Source organism: Pectobacterium brasiliense (genome assembly GCF_016950255.1).
Lineage (GTDB): Bacteria > Pseudomonadota > Gammaproteobacteria > Enterobacterales > Enterobacteriaceae > Pectobacterium > Pectobacterium brasiliense.
The window spans coordinates 659,907-676,036 of the sequence record NZ_JACGFN010000002.1; the positions used below are offsets into that span (position 1 = coordinate 659,907).

At 56.7% G+C, this 16,130-nt stretch carries 16 protein-coding genes; 5 read left to right on the top strand and 11 right to left on the bottom strand.

Features of this window, described 5'->3' with window-relative positions:
• Positions 1–94: 94 nt before the first annotated feature.
• Entirely contained in the window at positions 95–676 is a 582-nt protein-coding gene (lpcA, locus tag H4F65_RS17545; RefSeq protein WP_005975726.1) for a D-sedoheptulose 7-phosphate isomerase, read from the bottom strand.
• A gap of 350 nt (positions 677–1,026) precedes the next feature.
• Between lpcA and fadE the strand changes: the two genes are divergently transcribed.
• Together fadE and yajD are read left to right on the top strand one after the other, a co-directional pair.
• Complete coding sequence (gene fadE / locus H4F65_RS17550) at positions 1,027–3,474, top strand: acyl-CoA dehydrogenase FadE (RefSeq protein WP_010282589.1); 2,448 nt, start codon at positions 1,027–1,029, stop codon at positions 3,472–3,474.
• Between the two features lie 98 nt (positions 3,475–3,572).
• The gene (yajD, locus tag H4F65_RS17555) at positions 3,573–3,923 is read left to right on the top strand and encodes an HNH nuclease YajD (protein ID WP_010282592.1); all 351 of its coding nucleotides are present in this window, start codon (positions 3,573–3,575) and stop codon (positions 3,921–3,923) included.
• Between the two features lie 65 nt (positions 3,924–3,988).
• Here yajD and mtnK read toward each other — a convergent pair whose 3' ends face one another.
• Complete coding sequence (gene mtnK, locus H4F65_RS17560; RefSeq protein WP_010282594.1) at positions 3,989–5,191, bottom strand: S-methyl-5-thioribose kinase; 1,203 nt, start codon at positions 5,189–5,191, stop codon at positions 3,989–3,991.
• Between the two features lie 118 nt (positions 5,192–5,309).
• Here mtnK and mtnA point away from each other — a divergent pair, with 118 nt between their 5' ends.
• Entirely contained in the window at positions 5,310–6,344 is a 1,035-nt protein-coding gene (gene mtnA / locus H4F65_RS17565; RefSeq protein WP_010282596.1) for an S-methyl-5-thioribose-1-phosphate isomerase, read from the top strand.
• Between the two features lie 360 nt (positions 6,345–6,704).
• On the opposite strand, the gene H4F65_RS17570 is transcribed toward mtnA, so the two are convergent.
• From H4F65_RS17570 to H4F65_RS17580, 3 genes are read right to left on the bottom strand one after another with little or no spacing between them, the layout of a single operon-like run.
• The gene (locus H4F65_RS17570) at positions 6,705–7,250 is read right to left on the bottom strand and encodes a 1,2-dihydroxy-3-keto-5-methylthiopentene dioxygenase (protein WP_010282598.1); all 546 of its coding nucleotides are present in this window, start codon (positions 7,248–7,250) and stop codon (positions 6,705–6,707) included.
• Entirely contained in the window at positions 7,247–7,936 is a 690-nt protein-coding gene (mtnC, locus tag H4F65_RS17575) for an acireductone synthase (protein WP_010282601.1), read from the bottom strand. Before mtnC ends, H4F65_RS17570 begins: the two co-directional genes overlap by 4 nt.
• On the bottom strand, positions 7,933–8,550 hold the full coding sequence (locus tag H4F65_RS17580) for a methylthioribulose 1-phosphate dehydratase (protein WP_010282603.1): 618 nt from the start codon (positions 8,548–8,550) through the stop codon (positions 7,933–7,935). Before H4F65_RS17580 ends, mtnC begins: the two co-directional genes overlap by 4 nt.
• Before the next feature lie 180 nt (positions 8,551–8,730).
• On the opposite strand from H4F65_RS17580, the gene H4F65_RS17585 reads away from it, so the two are divergent.
• Both H4F65_RS17585 and H4F65_RS17590 read left to right on the top strand, forming a co-directional pair.
• Positions 8,731–9,888 carry a pyridoxal phosphate-dependent aminotransferase gene (locus tag H4F65_RS17585; RefSeq protein ID WP_010282605.1) on the top strand — a complete coding sequence of 386 codons (1,158 nt, stop codon included), beginning with the start codon at positions 8,731–8,733 and terminating at the stop codon, positions 9,886–9,888.
• Complete coding sequence (locus tag H4F65_RS17590) at positions 9,876–10,643, top strand: amidohydrolase (RefSeq protein WP_010282607.1); 768 nt, start codon at positions 9,876–9,878, stop codon at positions 10,641–10,643. Before H4F65_RS17585 ends, H4F65_RS17590 begins: the two co-directional genes overlap by 13 nt.
• A gap of 27 nt (positions 10,644–10,670) precedes the next feature.
• Here H4F65_RS17590 and hpxK read toward each other — a convergent pair whose 3' ends face one another.
• From hpxK to H4F65_RS17620, 6 genes are all read right to left on the bottom strand, one after another.
• The gene (hpxK, locus tag H4F65_RS17595; protein ID WP_010282609.1) at positions 10,671–11,933 is read right to left on the bottom strand and encodes an allantoate amidohydrolase; all 1,263 of its coding nucleotides are present in this window, start codon (positions 11,931–11,933) and stop codon (positions 10,671–10,673) included.
• Complete coding sequence (locus tag H4F65_RS17600; RefSeq protein WP_010282612.1) at positions 11,930–13,174, bottom strand: pyridoxal-phosphate-dependent aminotransferase family protein; 1,245 nt, start codon at positions 13,172–13,174, stop codon at positions 11,930–11,932. Before H4F65_RS17600 ends, hpxK begins: the two co-directional genes overlap by 4 nt.
• A gap of 93 nt (positions 13,175–13,267) precedes the next feature.
• Complete coding sequence (locus tag H4F65_RS17605; protein WP_010282615.1) at positions 13,268–14,011, bottom strand: amino acid ABC transporter ATP-binding protein; 744 nt, start codon at positions 14,009–14,011, stop codon at positions 13,268–13,270.
• A complete protein-coding gene (locus tag H4F65_RS17610) occupies positions 13,992–14,645 on the bottom strand; it encodes an amino acid ABC transporter permease (RefSeq protein ID WP_085996940.1) in 654 nt (217 codons plus the stop codon). Before H4F65_RS17610 ends, H4F65_RS17605 begins: the two co-directional genes overlap by 20 nt.
• Positions 14,645–15,310 (bottom strand): amino acid ABC transporter permease, encoded by a 666-nt coding sequence (locus tag H4F65_RS17615; protein ID WP_010282622.1) that lies wholly within the window; start codon positions 15,308–15,310, stop codon positions 14,645–14,647. The genes H4F65_RS17610 and H4F65_RS17615 overlap by 1 nt, the downstream gene beginning before the upstream one ends.
• 12 nt (positions 15,311–15,322) lie before the next feature.
• A complete protein-coding gene (locus tag H4F65_RS17620) occupies positions 15,323–16,108 on the bottom strand; it encodes a transporter substrate-binding domain-containing protein (RefSeq protein ID WP_481859782.1) in 786 nt (261 codons plus the stop codon).
• Positions 16,109–16,130: the final 22 nt, after the last annotated feature.

Below are 16,130 nucleotides of genomic sequence, written 5' to 3' on the forward strand. Positions count from 1 at the left end.
CACCCGAATCACTTACCTGAGTAAGCTCATCGGGATTCCTTCCCTTGCCGCCTTCCTGAAACTCGAACTATTTAGAGTTTATTATTAATGTGGCTTACTGATCCGCCATCTCTTTTTCAATCAGTTGAATCAGGATATGAATCGCTTTGATATGGATTTCCTGAATACGGTCGGCATAACCAAAGTGCGGAACACGAATTTCCACGTCGGCTGAGCCTGCCATTTTACCGCCGTCTTTCCCGGTCAGCGTAATGACCTTCATGCCCTTCGCTTTTGCTGCGGCAATGGCTTTAATAATGTTGCCGGAGTTGCCCGAAGTGGAAATCCCCAGCAGCACATCGCCTTCACGTCCCAGCGATTCGACATAGCGCGAGAAGACAAAATCATAACCAAAATCGTTGCTGACGCAGGACAGATGGCTCGGGTCGGAAATCGCAATGGCCGGATAGCCCGGACGGTTCTCGCGGTAGCGACCCGTCAGCTCTTCGGCAAAGTGCATGGCATCACAGTGTGAACCACCGTTACCGCAGGAGATCACTTTTCCACCTGCTTTAAACGCGTTAGCCAGCAGTACCGCAGCATTTTGAATCGACTGAATGTTCGCATCATCACTCAAGAAATTATTCAGTGTTTCTGCCGCTTCTTTCAGTTCACTACGGATTAAATCCTGATACATGGAATCCTCTCATTTTGTCTGGTGACAACATTCTTTTCTGTCCAGCAGTGTAGCGGATCGAACCAACAGCGAGAAGCGTGTAATCACGGGATTGAGAGGATCGCTGACGCCCGTCAGAAAACGCGCAACTGCCGCTCGGTTTGTGAAGTGAGTTGTAATTATGATGTAAACGAATTGATAAAAATAATCAGATAAACTACAACGAATATAAGCAACAGGTCAGACCTCTTATAACATTGACCTATTACGCCTTATTTCACTGATAAAAACGGTTCTCGCTTTCCCCCGCCACACAACGCCTGGTGGAAAGGTGAAAACCCTCCATTCGATCACAATGCTGGAGACACGTTATGGTTGCTGTCAGTATCCTCCTCCTACTGATTATCATCGGCGCGATGTTTTACCATCGGCTCAGTCTGCTTCTCGGCAGCGCCATCCTGTTGGCCTACTTCGCAGCCATGTCCGCTATGTTACTGTGGCCTGTCTGGCTGATGATTCCGCTCGTGATTCTGCTGATTCCGATTACGGTTCCCGCCCTGCGTCAAAAGCTGGTCTCCGCTTCCGCGCTGCGCATGTTCCAGAAGGTCATGCCGCCGATGTCGAACACGGAAAAAGAAGCGATCGATGCCGGAACCACCTGGTGGGAAGGCGATCTGTTTCGCGGCGCGCCGGATTGGAAAAAGCTGCATAACTACCCGCGTCCACAGCTGACCGCCGAAGAGCAGGCATTTATCGACGGGCCGGTTGCTGAAGCCTGCCGAATGGCAAACGACTTTGAAATCACCCACGAACGTGCCGATATCCCGCCAGAACTGTGGGAATATTTAAAAGAACACCGCTTCTTCGCCATGATCATCAAGAAGCAGTACGGCGGGCTGGAATTCTCGGCCTATGCACAGGCGCAGGTACTGCAAAAACTGGCGGGTGTCTCCAGTATTGTGGCGATCACCGTCGGCGTTCCTAACTCACTCGGCCCCGGCGAACTGCTGCAACATTACGGGACAGAAGCGCAAAAAGATCACTACCTGCCACGTCTGGCACGCGGTCAGGAAGTCCCCTGCTTTGCGCTGACCAGCCCGGAAGCAGGTTCAGACGCAGGCTCGATTCCCGATACCGGTATTGTCTGCTACGGCAACTGGCACGGCGAACAGGTCGTGGGTATGCGCCTGACCTGGAATAAACGCTATATCACACTCGCCCCCGTCGCCACCGTGCTGGGGCTGGCCTTTAAGCTGTACGATCCCGACCACCTGTTAGGCGATCAAGACGACGTAGGCATTACCTGTGCGTTGATTCCGACGGACACCGACGGCGTTAAAATCGGTCGCCGCCATTTCCCACTGAACGTGCCGTTCCAGAACGGCCCGACGCAAGGTGAGAACATTTTTGTTCCACTGGATTACATCATCGGCGGCGCGAAGATGGCCGGTCAGGGCTGGCGTATGCTGATGGAGTGTCTGTCGGTCGGACGCGGTATTACGCTGCCGTCCAACTCTACTGGTGGGCTGAAATCGATTGCTCTCGGCATCGGTGCTTACGCGCACATTCGCCGCCAGTTCAAAATCTCCATCGGTAAGATGGAAGGCATTGAAGAACCGCTGGCACGCATCGCGGGTAACGCTTACGTGATGGACGCCGCCGCAACGCTGATTACCAGCGGCATCATGCAGGGCGAAAAACCGGCGGTGCTCTCCGCTATCGTCAAATATCACTGTACCCACCGTGGTCAGCGCAGCGTAATGGATGCGATGGATATCGCCGGCGGTAAAGGCATCTGTCTTGGCCCATCCAACTTCCTGGCGCGCAGCTATCAGGGCGCACCGATTGCGATAACCGTGGAAGGGGCGAATATTCTGACGCGCAGTATGATCATCTTCGGGCAAGGTGCCATCCGCTGCCACCCTTACGTGCTGGAAGAGATGGCCGCCGCGCAGGAAAACGACGTATCACGCTTTGACCGTTCGCTGGTGGGTCACATCGGCCACGTCGGCAGCAACAAAGTACGCAGCTTCTGGCTTGGGTTGACCAATGGCCGCCTGAGCAGTGCGCCGGTGAACGACACAACACGTCGCTACTATCAGCAGCTCAACCGACTCAGTGCAAACCTGGCTCTGCTGGCGGATGTATCGATGGCGGTTCTGGGCGGCAGCCTGAAGCGTCGTGAGCGTATCTCGGCGCGTCTGGGGGATGTTCTCAGCCAACTCTATTTAGCTTCTGCGACACTGAAACGCTATGAGGACGAAGGGCGTCAGAAAGCGGATTTACCGCTGGTACACTGGGGCGTGCAGGACAGCCTGCATCAGGCCGAGCAGGCGCTGGACGATCTGCTGCGTAACTTCCCGAACCGTGCCGTCGCAGGGCTGCTGACCTTTATTATCTTCCCACTGGGTCTGCGCTGCCCAGCACCGTCTGACCGCCTCGATCATGAGGTCGCGAAGATTCTGCAAACGCCGTCAGAAACACGCAGCCGTCTGGGACGCGGCCAATATCTGGTTGCCAGCGAGCATAACCCTGTCGGGCTGCTGGAAGAAGCACTGCTGGATATCATGGCTGCCGAGCCGATTTACCAACGCCTGTCGAAAGCCAGCGACAAACCGCTGCCGTTCATGCGATTGGATCAGTTGGCAGAACAGGCGCTGGTGGAAGGTCAGATTACTGCAGAAGAAGCGGATATTCTGACCAAAGCCGAAGCCAGCCGCTTACGTTCAATCAACGTGGATGACTTTGCGTTCGACGCACTGGCCGCCAACAAGCCCGCGCCCGTACCGCAACCGGAAAGAAAAACTGAAGCAGCATAAACAGAATCAGGCCGCCAATATGGCGGCCTGTTCTTTCCTTTAAAGGCACATCAGTTGTAAAATCCACATCATCTTTCCTTCTGAATGAAACCCGACACATGGCTTACATCCCCAAGAACTACGCCAGACTTGAAAGCGGCTACCGCGAAAAAGCGCTCAAACTTTTCCCGTGGGTATGTGGTCGTTGTTCACGCGAATTCGTCTATTCCAACCTGCGTGAATTAACCGTTCACCACATCGATCACGATCACAGCAATAATCCGGAAGACGGCAGTAACTGGGAAATGCTGTGTCTCTACTGCCACGACCATGAGCATTCGAAATATACCGATGCGGATATGTACGGTTCGACCGTCGTTGCAGGTGAAGATGCGCAGAAGGATGTCGGTGTTGCCACCCATAATCCTTTCGCAAATTTGCAGGCCATGATGAATAAAGGGAAGAAATAATCGGTTTGCCGCTCCCATCAGGTTCGTTGACGGGAGCGATTATGAAATAGCGTGGCTAGCGACGACTAGGCACCGCTCTGTCGCACACGCGCCAGCAGCGCATCCACATCCGCAATATGCGGGGCGGCTAGTACCAACGTTCTGCCCAGTGAAATAGCATGACGCTGACACGCTAAACGCGCTTCCGCCTCCTGAATACTATCCAGATCGGCAACGTGCGCCAGCCCAATCGTGCGGCGAATCAGTTCGGTTCCGCAGTAGCCAACGGCATCCCGCCACACCTGCTGTAAAAACAGCGTGGCATAGCCCGATTCCGCCAGTGCCGGATCGCAACTTTCACTTTCGCTCAATGCCAGAAAACGGGCGGAAAAGGTCTGCCACAGCGTACGGATATCTTCCAGACGTCGTTCGCGTCCAGCCGCCGCCTCGCGCGGTGCCTGCAGCCCCGGCAGGCCGCAATAATTCAGCAGCAGATTGCCGATTGCCGTGCCGACATCGAAGCCAATCGGCCCGTAGAAACCGAATTCAGCATCAATCGCTTTTAAGCGCCCTTCTGCGACAAAGATCGACCCACTGTGGATGTCACCGTGCAGCAGCGCCTCGGCTTTGCTCAGGAAGCCATGCTTCAGCCCAGCAACCGCCAGCTTCAGCGCCCGATCGTCACGCAATGCCAGCACATCCGGCGTCAGCGCAGCGTCAAACTGGTTTCTTTCATGATCGATATAAGGGTCGGTAAAGAAAAGATCTTCGGTAATCTGACACAGTTCTGGGTTAGTGAACTGGCTTACCGCCGCTTTCTTCTCATGTGGATGCTGATGAAAATCAGAGGTATGGAATAACGTCTGCGCCAGATACTCTCCCAGCTGTGCCGCCGCCTGCGGATAATCCACGCCGTTAACCAGCTCGCTGCGCCAGATGCGATGATCGGAGAGATCTTCCTGCACCATCACCGCTAATTCGGGGTCGTGATAGAGCACGGTCACGGTGTGCTGTGGACAAAACCGCGCATGCGTCAGCAACGTTTCGGCCTCAATACGGGCGCGATCAAGCGTCAGCGGCCAGGATTCCCCGACACAGCGCACATAGGGCAGCGCCTGTTTAACAATCACTCGACTAACGCCCGTTTCATCTTTAATTTTAAACACCAGATTCAGATTGCCATCGCCGATCTCTTCTGCGGCTACCAGCGTTTGCGGCTGACTGACACCGCCGTACTGGCGGGCATATTCAACAGCGTCATCCGCCGTAAAAGTGCGGTAAAGTGACATTCCAACCCCTCGCTATGCTTAAATTCAAGATACGGACATAAAAACGTTCGGACGTCTATACATCTATTAGGCATCTTGGCAGAATAAGAATATCGATGCAACATGGATTTAACGACCTATGCAGACACTTAACACAACCAGCCTGAAAATCGTTGATAACCAACTGTGGATCCTCGACCAGCAGGCGCTACCGCAAGAAAAACGCTGGAGCCCGTGCCCGGATGTCGCGTCACTGGTTGAACATATCCAGACGCTACGCGTACGCGGCGCACCGTTGATTGGCCTGTCCGCTAGCCTGCTGCTGGCGCTTCTGGCTGAGGAAGGATTATCGCAGGCCGAGCTGGCGCAGGCGCTGGAGACGCTGCGGGCATCGCGCCCTACCGCCGTGAACCTGATGAACAATTTGGATCGCATGAAGCTGGCGCTAGCACAGCCGCAGTTTGTCGAGGCGCTGGTGCAGGAAGCTCTGCGTCTGGTAGAAGAAGATCGCGCGCTGTGTGAACGCATTGCCGATCACGGCGCAGCGCTGGTGAAGCCAAACAGCCGCTTGCTGACCCACTGCAACACCGGCGGGCTGGCAACGGCAGGCATCGGCACCGCCATCGGCGTGCTGCTGCGCGCACATCAGCAGGGAAAGGTCACTCAGGTGTGGGTCGATGAAACGCGCCCACTCTTGCAGGGCGGACGCCTCACAGCCTGGGAGCTCGGCGAGCTAGGCATTCCTTATCAGCTAATCTGTGATTCGATGGCCGCCAGCCTGATGGCGCAGGGTCAGGTCGATGCGATTTGGGTCGGCGCAGACCGCATTGCCGCCAACGGCGACGTCGCCAATAAGATCGGCACTTACAGCCTCGCGGTGTTGGCGCACTATCACCAGATTCCATTTTACGTCGCGGCACCGCACACCACGCACGATCCCGTATGCCCGGACGGCCGAGCTATCCCTATCGAACAGCGTGCCGCCGCCGAAGTCACCGGGGTTTCCGGCAGCTTCGGCCACTGCCAGTGGGCACCGCAGAATGCATCAGTCTACAACCCAGCGTTTGACGTTACTCCCGCCGAATTAATCAGCGGCTGGATACTCGATACTGGCGTGGTCACGCCACAGGACGTCAAAGAAGGGATCTTTCAGACAGCGTTGAAAAGCCATTGAGTGGTAAAAAACGCCATTTTTCTATGTCCGATAGCGCGAATATTTCGGGCGTGTTAATTACTCGATTCTTCTGTAATTTCATCACACGCCCGACAAGGAGCGCTCAGTTGCCGCAGCTCCTTGACCACTGGCTTTTGGCGTGAATTGTGCCGCTGCGCGGTGCCTTCGGCGTTCATGATTGCTTGAGGGCCGCCAGTGACGCGTTCCCGACGCGGCACTGGCTCTCGCCGCATCCATGCGGCTCACCCAGCCCTCATGCCCACCTCAGCACAATTTTTTACGCCTATAAAAAATCGGTCAGATACTTACAAGCATCTGACCGATAAAAATTCCCTTTCATCTTAAATAATTAGCGGTGCGCTAGCGCTCCAATTTCGGATACACATCCGCGATCTTATCGCCGGTAAAATGCGCGATCCAGCCTTCCGGGTTATCGAACAGGCGGATGGCGGTGAAGTGCGGTTCCGGCCCCATATCAAACCAGTGCGCGGTGCCCGCGGGTACAGACAGTAGATCGTTCTTCTCACACAGGATCTGGTAAATCTTGCCGTTCAGGTGCAGACAGAAAAGCCCCGCGCCTTCCACGAAAAAGCGCACTTCGTCTTCGTGATGCACATGCTCGGATAAAAACTTGGTGCGTAGCTCCGCGCGCTGCGGATTATCAGAACGCATGCTGATGACATCCCAGCTCTGATAGCCTTTTTCTGCCACCAGCTTATCAATCTCATGCTGATAGGCCGCCAGCACTTCCTCCGACGACGGCGCATCGCTCAGCTTCTGGCTGGCTTCCCAGCGTTCAAAACGTACGCCGATTTCATTCAGTTGTTTCTGAATCGCGTCGGCATCCTGACTTTGCCAAATCGGCTGGCTTGCATCGCTGTCGCTAAAAATGGTTAATCCACTCATTGGGCGTACTCCGGTAAGTCGATCTGGTCAAAACGTGCCACCTGACGGTGACGGCTTACGTTATCCGCGTCATCACGAATAAGCTGACAGGTGTGCCAACCGGCTTCCTGCGCGGCATCCAGCTCCTGGCGAATGTCCGACAGGAATAACAGTTGCTCAGCAGGCAGCCCGATGGCTTGTGCAATCGTGCGATAAGAATCGGTCTCCCGCTTTGCGCCGACGCGGGTATCAAAATAGTCGCTGAACAGCGGGCGCAGATCGCCCGCGTTGCTATACCCGAACAGCAGTTGTTGCGCTTCCACCGAACCTGACGAGTACACATACAGGCGCAGGCCCTGCTGCTGCCATGCAGCGAGCTGTGCCGCCACTTCAGGGTACAGATGCCCCTGAAAATCGCCGTTACGGTAGCCCGTACGCCAGATAATGCCTTGCAGCTGCTTCAACGCAGTGGATTTACGATCTTCATCCATAAACTGGTTCAGCGCGGCAATCAGCGTCTCGCTATCCGCATCGGGCTGACCTAGCTCCTGACGCAACGCGTCCAGCGCCTGCGCGATCTCAGGATCGCTACCGTGCTGCCGAACGGTGTCGGCCAGACGTTCGCGGGCATAAGGGAACAGCACGCTGTGAACAAAACGGATGTCGCTGGTGGTACCTTCAATATCCGTCACAATCGCGTTAATCATGCTTTCGCCTCCAGCAGCCGACGTTGCAATTCGCATTGGAACAGGAACTCTAACCCTTCCAGATGACGACGCGCTTCTTTCACCGTCGCGCCCCAGCAGTAAAGACCGTGGCCGCGCACCAGAAATCCGTAGCGTAGCGGTGTGTGGCTGGCATACTCGGTTACCCGCTGCGCCAGCGCCGGAATATCCTGATCGTTATCGAAAATCGGGATCGCCACACGATCCAAATGAGTGGTTTGCCCCGCCAGCGACTTTTGCATTTCGTAGCCTTGCAGCACCAGCTCAGCGCCGTTCTCCACCCGAGATAGCACCGTCGCGTTCACCGAGTGCGTGTGCAGTACCGCGCCGATAGTCTCCTCGCGGCGATACAACAGCGTATGCAGCCCCATTTCCGCCGACGGCGTGCGACCACTCGGCACATGGTTAGTGGCAATCTCCACCAGCAGGAAATCCTCTGCCTGAAGGCTGCCTTTGTCTTTACCCGATTCAGTAATCAGGCACTGCGCGTCATCAAGGCGTACGGACATATTGCCGCCCGTCGCCGGACACCAGCCTTTCTCGCCGATCCAGTGGCAGGCCGCAAGCAGCGCCGTCAATTGTTGATTTTCAGTCATGAGGCTTCCCGTTTTTGGTCTTTCTGTTTCAAAGCATGCAGTTGCAGGTTTAGATCTTTTCATTATGTCTTAGCACGCAAAGGCATTTAGCCGTTTAAACGTCCAAGCGTCTTGATTGCCAAATACTAACAGCATGTTATATTACCAAGCAATACAGGCTTGCAGGAGTTCCACCCCGCTATGAGCGCCGCTCTGATCCCCGACAGTAAACTGCCTTCGCTGGGCACCACCATCTTCACCCAGATGAGTGCGCTGGCCCAACAGCATCAGGCCATCAATCTATCACAAGGTTTCCCTGATTTTGACGGCCCGGACTATTTACAACAGCGGCTGGCGTATCACGTCAGTCAGGGCGCCAACCAATATGCGCCAATGACCGGCGTCGCGCCGCTGCGTCAGGCAATTGCTGAAAAAACGGAAGAACTGTACGGCTGGAAGCCGGATGCCGATAGCGAAGTGACCGTCACGGCGGGTGCGACTGAAGCGCTGTTTGCCGCCATTGCCGCGCTGGTACGTCCCGGCGACGAAGTGATTTGTTTCGATCCCAGCTATGACAGCTATGCGCCTGCCGTTACGCTGGCCGGCGGCGTACTCAAACGCATCGCCTTGCAACCGCCCGCGTTTCGCGTGGACTGGTCGCATTTTGCTGAGCTGCTGAGCGAACGCACTCGTTTGGTCATCCTGAATACGCCGCACAACCCATCCGCCACCGTCTGGCAGAAGGCTGATTTTGAGCAGCTGTGGCAGGCGATTGCCGCGCGTAACATCTTCGTGCTGAGCGATGAAGTCTACGAGCACATCTGTTTCGACAGCGAAGGACACGCCAGTGTGCTGGCACATCCATCGCTGCGCCAACGCGCCATCGCCGTTTCATCATTTGGCAAAACGTTCCACATGACCGGCTGGAAAGTCGGTTATTGCGTCGCCCCAGCCGCCTTAAGCGCAGAAGTGCGTAAGGTTCACCAGTATCTGACGTTCTCCGTAAATACGCCCGCGCAGTTCGCCATCGCCGATATGCTGCGTGAACAGCCGCAACACTGGCGTGAACTCCCCGATTTTTACCGCGCACGTCGCGATCGTTTCATCAAGGCGCTGGCAGGCAGCCGTTTTGACATTCTGCCCTGTGAAGGCACTTACTTCCTGCTGGCGGACTATCGGGCGATTTCCGATCTGGACGATGTCAGCTTTTGCCGCTGGCTGACCGAACACGTTGGCGTCGCGGCCATTCCGCTGTCCGTCTTTTGCGCCGATCCGTTCCCACATACGTTGATTCGACTATGCTTTGCTAAACAGGAAGCAACGTTGGATGCCGCTGCGGAGCGTTTATGTCGACTTTAAAGATTTCATTGCTGCAACAGCCGCTGGTCTGGCGCGATGGCGAAGCCAACCTGCGCCACTTCGATACCTTATTAGCGGAGATGAGCGGGCGTGATGTGATTGTCCTGCCGGAGATGTTCACCACCGGTTTTGCGATGGAAGCCGCCAAAGGCAGTCTGGATCAGTCGGTTGTAGAGGCGTGGCTGCACCAGTGGGCGCAGAAGACCAATGCGCTGATCGGCGGCAGCGTCGCGGTAAATACGCCAAAAGGTGCGGTGAACCGGTTCCTGCTGGTCGATCCGCACGGCGAGGTGTATCACTACGATAAACGCCACCTGTTCCGCATGGCGGACGAACACCATCACTATCAGGCAGGTACGGAGCGGGTCACCCTTGAGTGGCGCGGCTGGCGTATCTGTCCGATGATCTGTTACGACCTGCGTTTCCCGGTCTGGTCGCGCAATCGGCAGGACTACGATCTGGCGCTGTATGTCGCCAACTGGCCAGCGCCACGAGCCGCACACTGGCAGACGCTGCTGGCGGCGCGCGCCATTGAGAATCAGGCCTACGTGGCAGGCTGCAACCGCGTCGGTACCGACGGCAACGGCCACAGCTACCGCGGCGATAGCCTGATTATTAATGCGCAAGGGGAAATTCTGGCCTCTGCCGCTCCCAACCAGCCTGCGCGTCTGGACGCCGAACTGTCTCTGGAAGCACTGCAAAGCTACCGGGAATCCTTCCCCGCCTGGCGCGATGCCGATCGTTTTACGCTGTAGTGGCTGTGGCTGTGGCTGTAGCTGTCGTTACTGTGCTGAAGCGTGGTAGAACACCGCCTGACTGTACGCCTGTAGCGCCAGCGCCACATCTGCCGTGGTCACGGACTCGTCAGGATGATGGCTGATGCCGCCGCGGCAGCGGACAAACAGCATCGCTACCGGCCAGCGTTCAGCAATAGCAATCGCATCATGTCCCGCGCCGCTCGGCAGCATCAGCATTTTCCCCTGCACCTGCGTTACCGCGTCGTTTAATACCGACTGCAACGCAGGATCGCAGCGGGTTGCCGCAATACGATAGTACTCTTCGGCGCTGAACTGGCAGCCGCGCTGGTGCGCAATAGTCTGCCCGAGCGTCAGGAGTTTTTGTAGCAACGCATCCAGCGGTGCATCCTCCGGCCCGCGAATATCCAGCGTCATCTTCACCTCACCGGGAATAACGTTCGCCGCACCCGGTAAGCACTGTAATGTGCCAAACGTGGCGACCAGATGAGGATCGCTTTCCCGCGTTATCCGCTCAGCCTGCGCCATCCAGTCAGCCGCAGCTGCCAGCGCATCCTGCCGCTGCGTCATCGGCACCGTGCCCGCATGCCCCGCCAGCCCGAGGAACGTGCAGTTAAGCCGCCGCGCCCCGTTGATCGCGGTGACCACGCCCAGCGCCAGATCCTGCTGTTCCAGACACGGCCCCTGTTCGATGTGCAATTCCAGATAGGCGGTGATATCGCTGACCGGACGTGCCGCCAGTGCCACCTCAAGCGGATCCAGTCCCGCAATGGTCAACGCCTGCGCCACGCTGGTGCCCTCGGCATCCTGACACGCCAGCCAGTTCTCCGGCCAGGTGCCCGTCAATCCCCGACTGCCCAACAGCGTAATGCCAAAACGCGTACCTTCTTCATCGCCGAAGCCGATGATTTCCAACGCCACGGGCAAACGCATCCCCTGCTGATGGAGTGCACGCACGACTTCAATCGCCGTCAATACGCCCAGCATGCCGTCATAGCGTCCGGCATTGCGCACCGTATCCAGATGCGAACCGAGCAACAGCGCTGGCGCATCCGGTGTTAATCCTTCATAGCGACCACAAATGTTGCCAACGCTATCCTGCCAGACGTTCATGCCCGCTTCGCGCATCCATTCCCCCACCTGCGCATTGGCACGCAGGTGCTCCAGCGACAGATAAACACGGGTCAGTTGGCCGGGCGTTTCGCTGATCTCAGCCAGCGCATCGCAGCGCGACATAATCTGCTCGGCAGCGGCCTGTGCAGCAGCGGGCAACATCAACATTTCACTCATGCACGTCCCTCATCCGCCGCATAGCAATTCCAGGCCGCCTGCAAGGCTTCGCCCTGCACGCTGCGGAAACCAAGACGATTCAGCACCGCCTCCAGCGCCGTCAGCGTTTGCATCACGCAGTCTTTACGCGCGTTGTAGCCCATCGTCCCGATACGCCAAATCTTGCCCTGAAGCGGGCCAAAGGACGTGCCGATCTCAATGGCGAAATCTTCCAGCAGCAGCTTGCGCACCTGCTCACCGTGAACGCCGTCAGGAATCACCACGCCCAGTACGTTGTTCATTTTGTGGGTCAGCGAGCCAAAGATCTCCAGCCCCATTCCCTGAATCCCCGCCACCAGCGCACTGCCGTGCAGCGCATGGCGGGCAATGCTGCGATCCAACCCTTCTTCGAGGATCGTTCGGGCACACTCGCGTGCGGCGAACAGCATGCTCGTCGCCTCGGTGTGGTGGTTCAGGCGCTCCGGCCCCCAGTAATCCATCACCATGCCCAGATCGAAATAGTTGGAATAGATCATCTCATCGTCGCCGTCCTGATGCGCGTCCGTTCGGATCCCCTGCTCCACGCATTTACGACGGCGGATCACCGCTTCCATCTGCGAACTGAGCGTGATCGGTGAACTGCCAGATGGCCCACCGAGACACTTCTGCAATCCGGCGGAAACCGCATCCAGCCCCCACTTATCCGTTTCCAGCGGGTTGCCGCCAAAAGACGCCGTGGCATCGGTATAGAACAGTACGCCGTGACGGCGGCAGATCTCGCCCAGTTCCTCCAACGGTTGCAGCATGGTGGTCGACGTATCGCCCTGCACCGTCAGCAGTAAACGCGGGCGTACCGTTTTGATCGCATCTTCGATTTGATCCGGCGAGAACACCTCGCCCCACGGCACTTCAATGGTATGAACGTCAGCACGACAGCGGCGGGCAATCTCACACAGCAGATGACCAAAACGACCAAACACCGGCACCAGCACCTTATCGCCAGGACGGATCGCCGACAGCAGAATCGCCTCAATGCCCGCGCGCGAGGTGCCATCCACCAGGATCGTCCAGCGGTTTTCCGTGCGGAAAAGTTGACGATAGAGCGCCATGACCTGATTCATGTAGTTCGTCATCGCGGGATCATACTGACCCACCAATTGACTGGCCATTGCCCGTAATACGCGCGGATCGGCATTGATCGGCCCCGGCCCCATCAGCAGGCGATGAGGGGGATTAATTTGCGCGTACAGTTCGCTGTTCATGGTTATGTGCTCCAGATTCTTTACGTTACTGATCTGCTAATCGAATGATTTGATGCGCGTTTCCGTGCGTGATTAGCTCAAAAGAGGGAAGCCTTACGCTTCCGATAGTCCCCGGACCGAGGCGATGAACTGTTTCAGTTCACGGGTCTGTGGGTTAGCGAACAGCGTTTTGCTGTCGCCCTGCTCCCAGACCGTGCCCTGATGCATAAACACCACGCGGTCGCCCACTTCACGGGCAAAATTCATTTCATGCGTGACCAGAATCAGCGTCATACCTTCTGCGGCCAGCTGTTCCAGCACTTTCAGCACTTCGCCGACTAATTCAGGATCGAGCGCCGAGGTAATTTCATCGCACAGCAGGACTTTCGGGCTCATCGCCAGCGCGCGGGCAATCGCGACGCGCTGCTGCTGGCCGCCCGACAGGTTGGCAGGGTAATAGTGAAGGCGCTCACCCAGCCCCACCTTTTTCAACACCCGCTCGCCCAGCTCACGGCACTCCGCCGCACTTTTACCCAGCACGCGGCGCGGTGCCAACATCACGTTTTCCAGCGCCGTCATGTGCGGAAACAGATTGAAGTTCTGGAACACCATCCCGACCGAGCGGCTGATTTCCCGCGCCTGCGAATCCCTGTCGGTGACCGTCATCCCGCCCAGCTTGATGCTGCCGTCCTGATAGCCTTCCAGACCGTTCATGCAGCGCAATAGCGTGCTTTTACCAGAGCCGCTGCGCCCGATGATCGAAATGACCTCACCCATTTCAATATCCAGATCCACGCCTTTCAGGACATGGTTCTGGCCGTAATATTTTTGAACCTGATTAATGGTGATGAGCGGCATTGAATTTCTTCTCCAGATAGCGGCTGTAGTAAGAGAGCGGATAGCACATCAGGAAGTAACCCAGCGCCACCAATCCGAACACTTTAAACGGCTGATAGGTCACGTTATTCAACATGGTTCCCGCCTTGGTCAGTTCGATAAACCCGATAATTGACGCCAGCGCGGTACCTTTAATCACCTGCACGGAAAACCCCACGGTAGGCGCGATGGCGATACGCATCGCCTGCGGTGCAATCACCCGATAGAGCGTTTGGCCGAAATCCAGCCCGAGGCAGCGCGACGCTTCCCACTGCCCTTTCGGCAACGCTTCGACACTGCCGCACCAGATATCCACCAGAAAGGCGCTGGTAAAGAGCGTCAGCGCCAGTGCCGCCGCCGTCCATGGACTCACATCGATGCCGAACAGCGCCAGCCCGAAAAACGCGAGGAATAGCTGCATCAGCAGCGGAGTACCCTGAAACAGCTCGGAATACAGATGGACAAAGCGCGTCGGCCATTTGCGTTTCGTCAGCCGCAGCAGCATCAGCGGAAAAGTCACTATCGCGCCGCCGATAAACGCCGTCAGCGACAGCAGTAGCGTCCAACGTGCCGCCAGCAGCAGGTTGCGCACAATATCCCAGTCGGTAAATGTCATCATGACGGATTCCCCAGAAAGCGCCGACCTGCCAACAGTAAGAGTTGTCGCATCAGAACAGACAGCACCAGGTAACACAGCGTGGTTGCCAGATACACTTCAAAGCTCAAGAACGTACGGGACTGAATCAGGTTGGCGGCAAAGGTCAGTTCCTCGTAAGACACCTGCGACACCACCGACGACCCCAGCATGACGATGATGCACTGGCTAACCAGCGCCGGATAAATCCGCTGGAGTGCGGGCGGCAGAATCACACGTAAAAAGGTCTGCATTCGCGTCAGCCCCAGCACACGGGCAGCTTCCCACTGGCCTTTCGGCGTCACCTGAATCCCCGCGCGGATAATCTCGGTGCTGTACGCTCCCAGATTAATCAACATCGCCAACAGCGCGGCCTGTCCGGCGGTGAGCTTCAAGCCCAGACTCGGCAAGCCGAAGACAATGAAGAACAGCTGAACCACAAACGGCGTATTGCGGATCAGTTCAACGTAGACCCCCCATAGCCGACTCAGCAGAGTGGGCTTGCCGCTGCGCAAGGCCGCACCGAAGATGCCGATAGCAATGCCGCCGAGGGTTGCCATGACCGTCAGTTCAATGGTGACCCACAATCCCTCCAGCAGCTCAGGCCAGAACGGAAACAGCGCAGAAAAATTAAGCTGATAGGTCATGGCGTGCTCCCGTTAAGCTTTGATGCTGGCCGGCAGCGGCGCTTTCAGCCATTTTTCCGACAGGGTATTGAGCGTATTGTCTTTCAGCGCTTGCTCAATCAACGCGTCGACTTTCGCTTTCAGCGCAGGCTCATCTTTTTTCAGTCCGATGTAGCACGGCGAATCTTTCAGCATAAACTTCGCTACGGGGGCTTTCGTCGGGTTCTGCTCGGCGATAGCCGCGACAACCAGATTACCCGTCGCAACATATTCCACCTGCCCGGACAGGTACGCCGACAGCGTGGTGTTGTTATCTTCGTAGCGCTTAATCTGTGCGGCCTTAGGCGCGATATCCGTCAGCACCATGTCTTCTACCGCACCGCGCGTGACGCCGATGCTCTTGCCTTCCAGCGCTTCAGACGATGTCAGCGTGCTGTCTTTCGGCCCAAATACGCCGAGGAAAAACGGCGCGTAGGCGCGGCTGAAATCGATCACTTTTTCACGCTCGGCATTTTTGCCCAGACTGGAGATCACCAGATCAACTTTGTTGGTTTGCAGATACGGCACGCGGTTGGCGCTGGTGACAGGAACCAGCTGCAACTTTAGTTTCATCTCTTTCGCCAGATAGCGAGCGATATCGATGTCATACCCCTGAGGTTGCAGATCCGTTCCTACCGATCCAAACGGCGGGAAATCCTGCGGGACGGCGACACGCAGCACACCGCGCTTCTCGATATCCTGCAACTGATCGGCCATCGCGCTACCGGCTTGAATCAGTAACATTGCCGCGCCCATCACCGCCAGTAACCCTTTTTTGATGCCCAGTTTATTGATCAACATC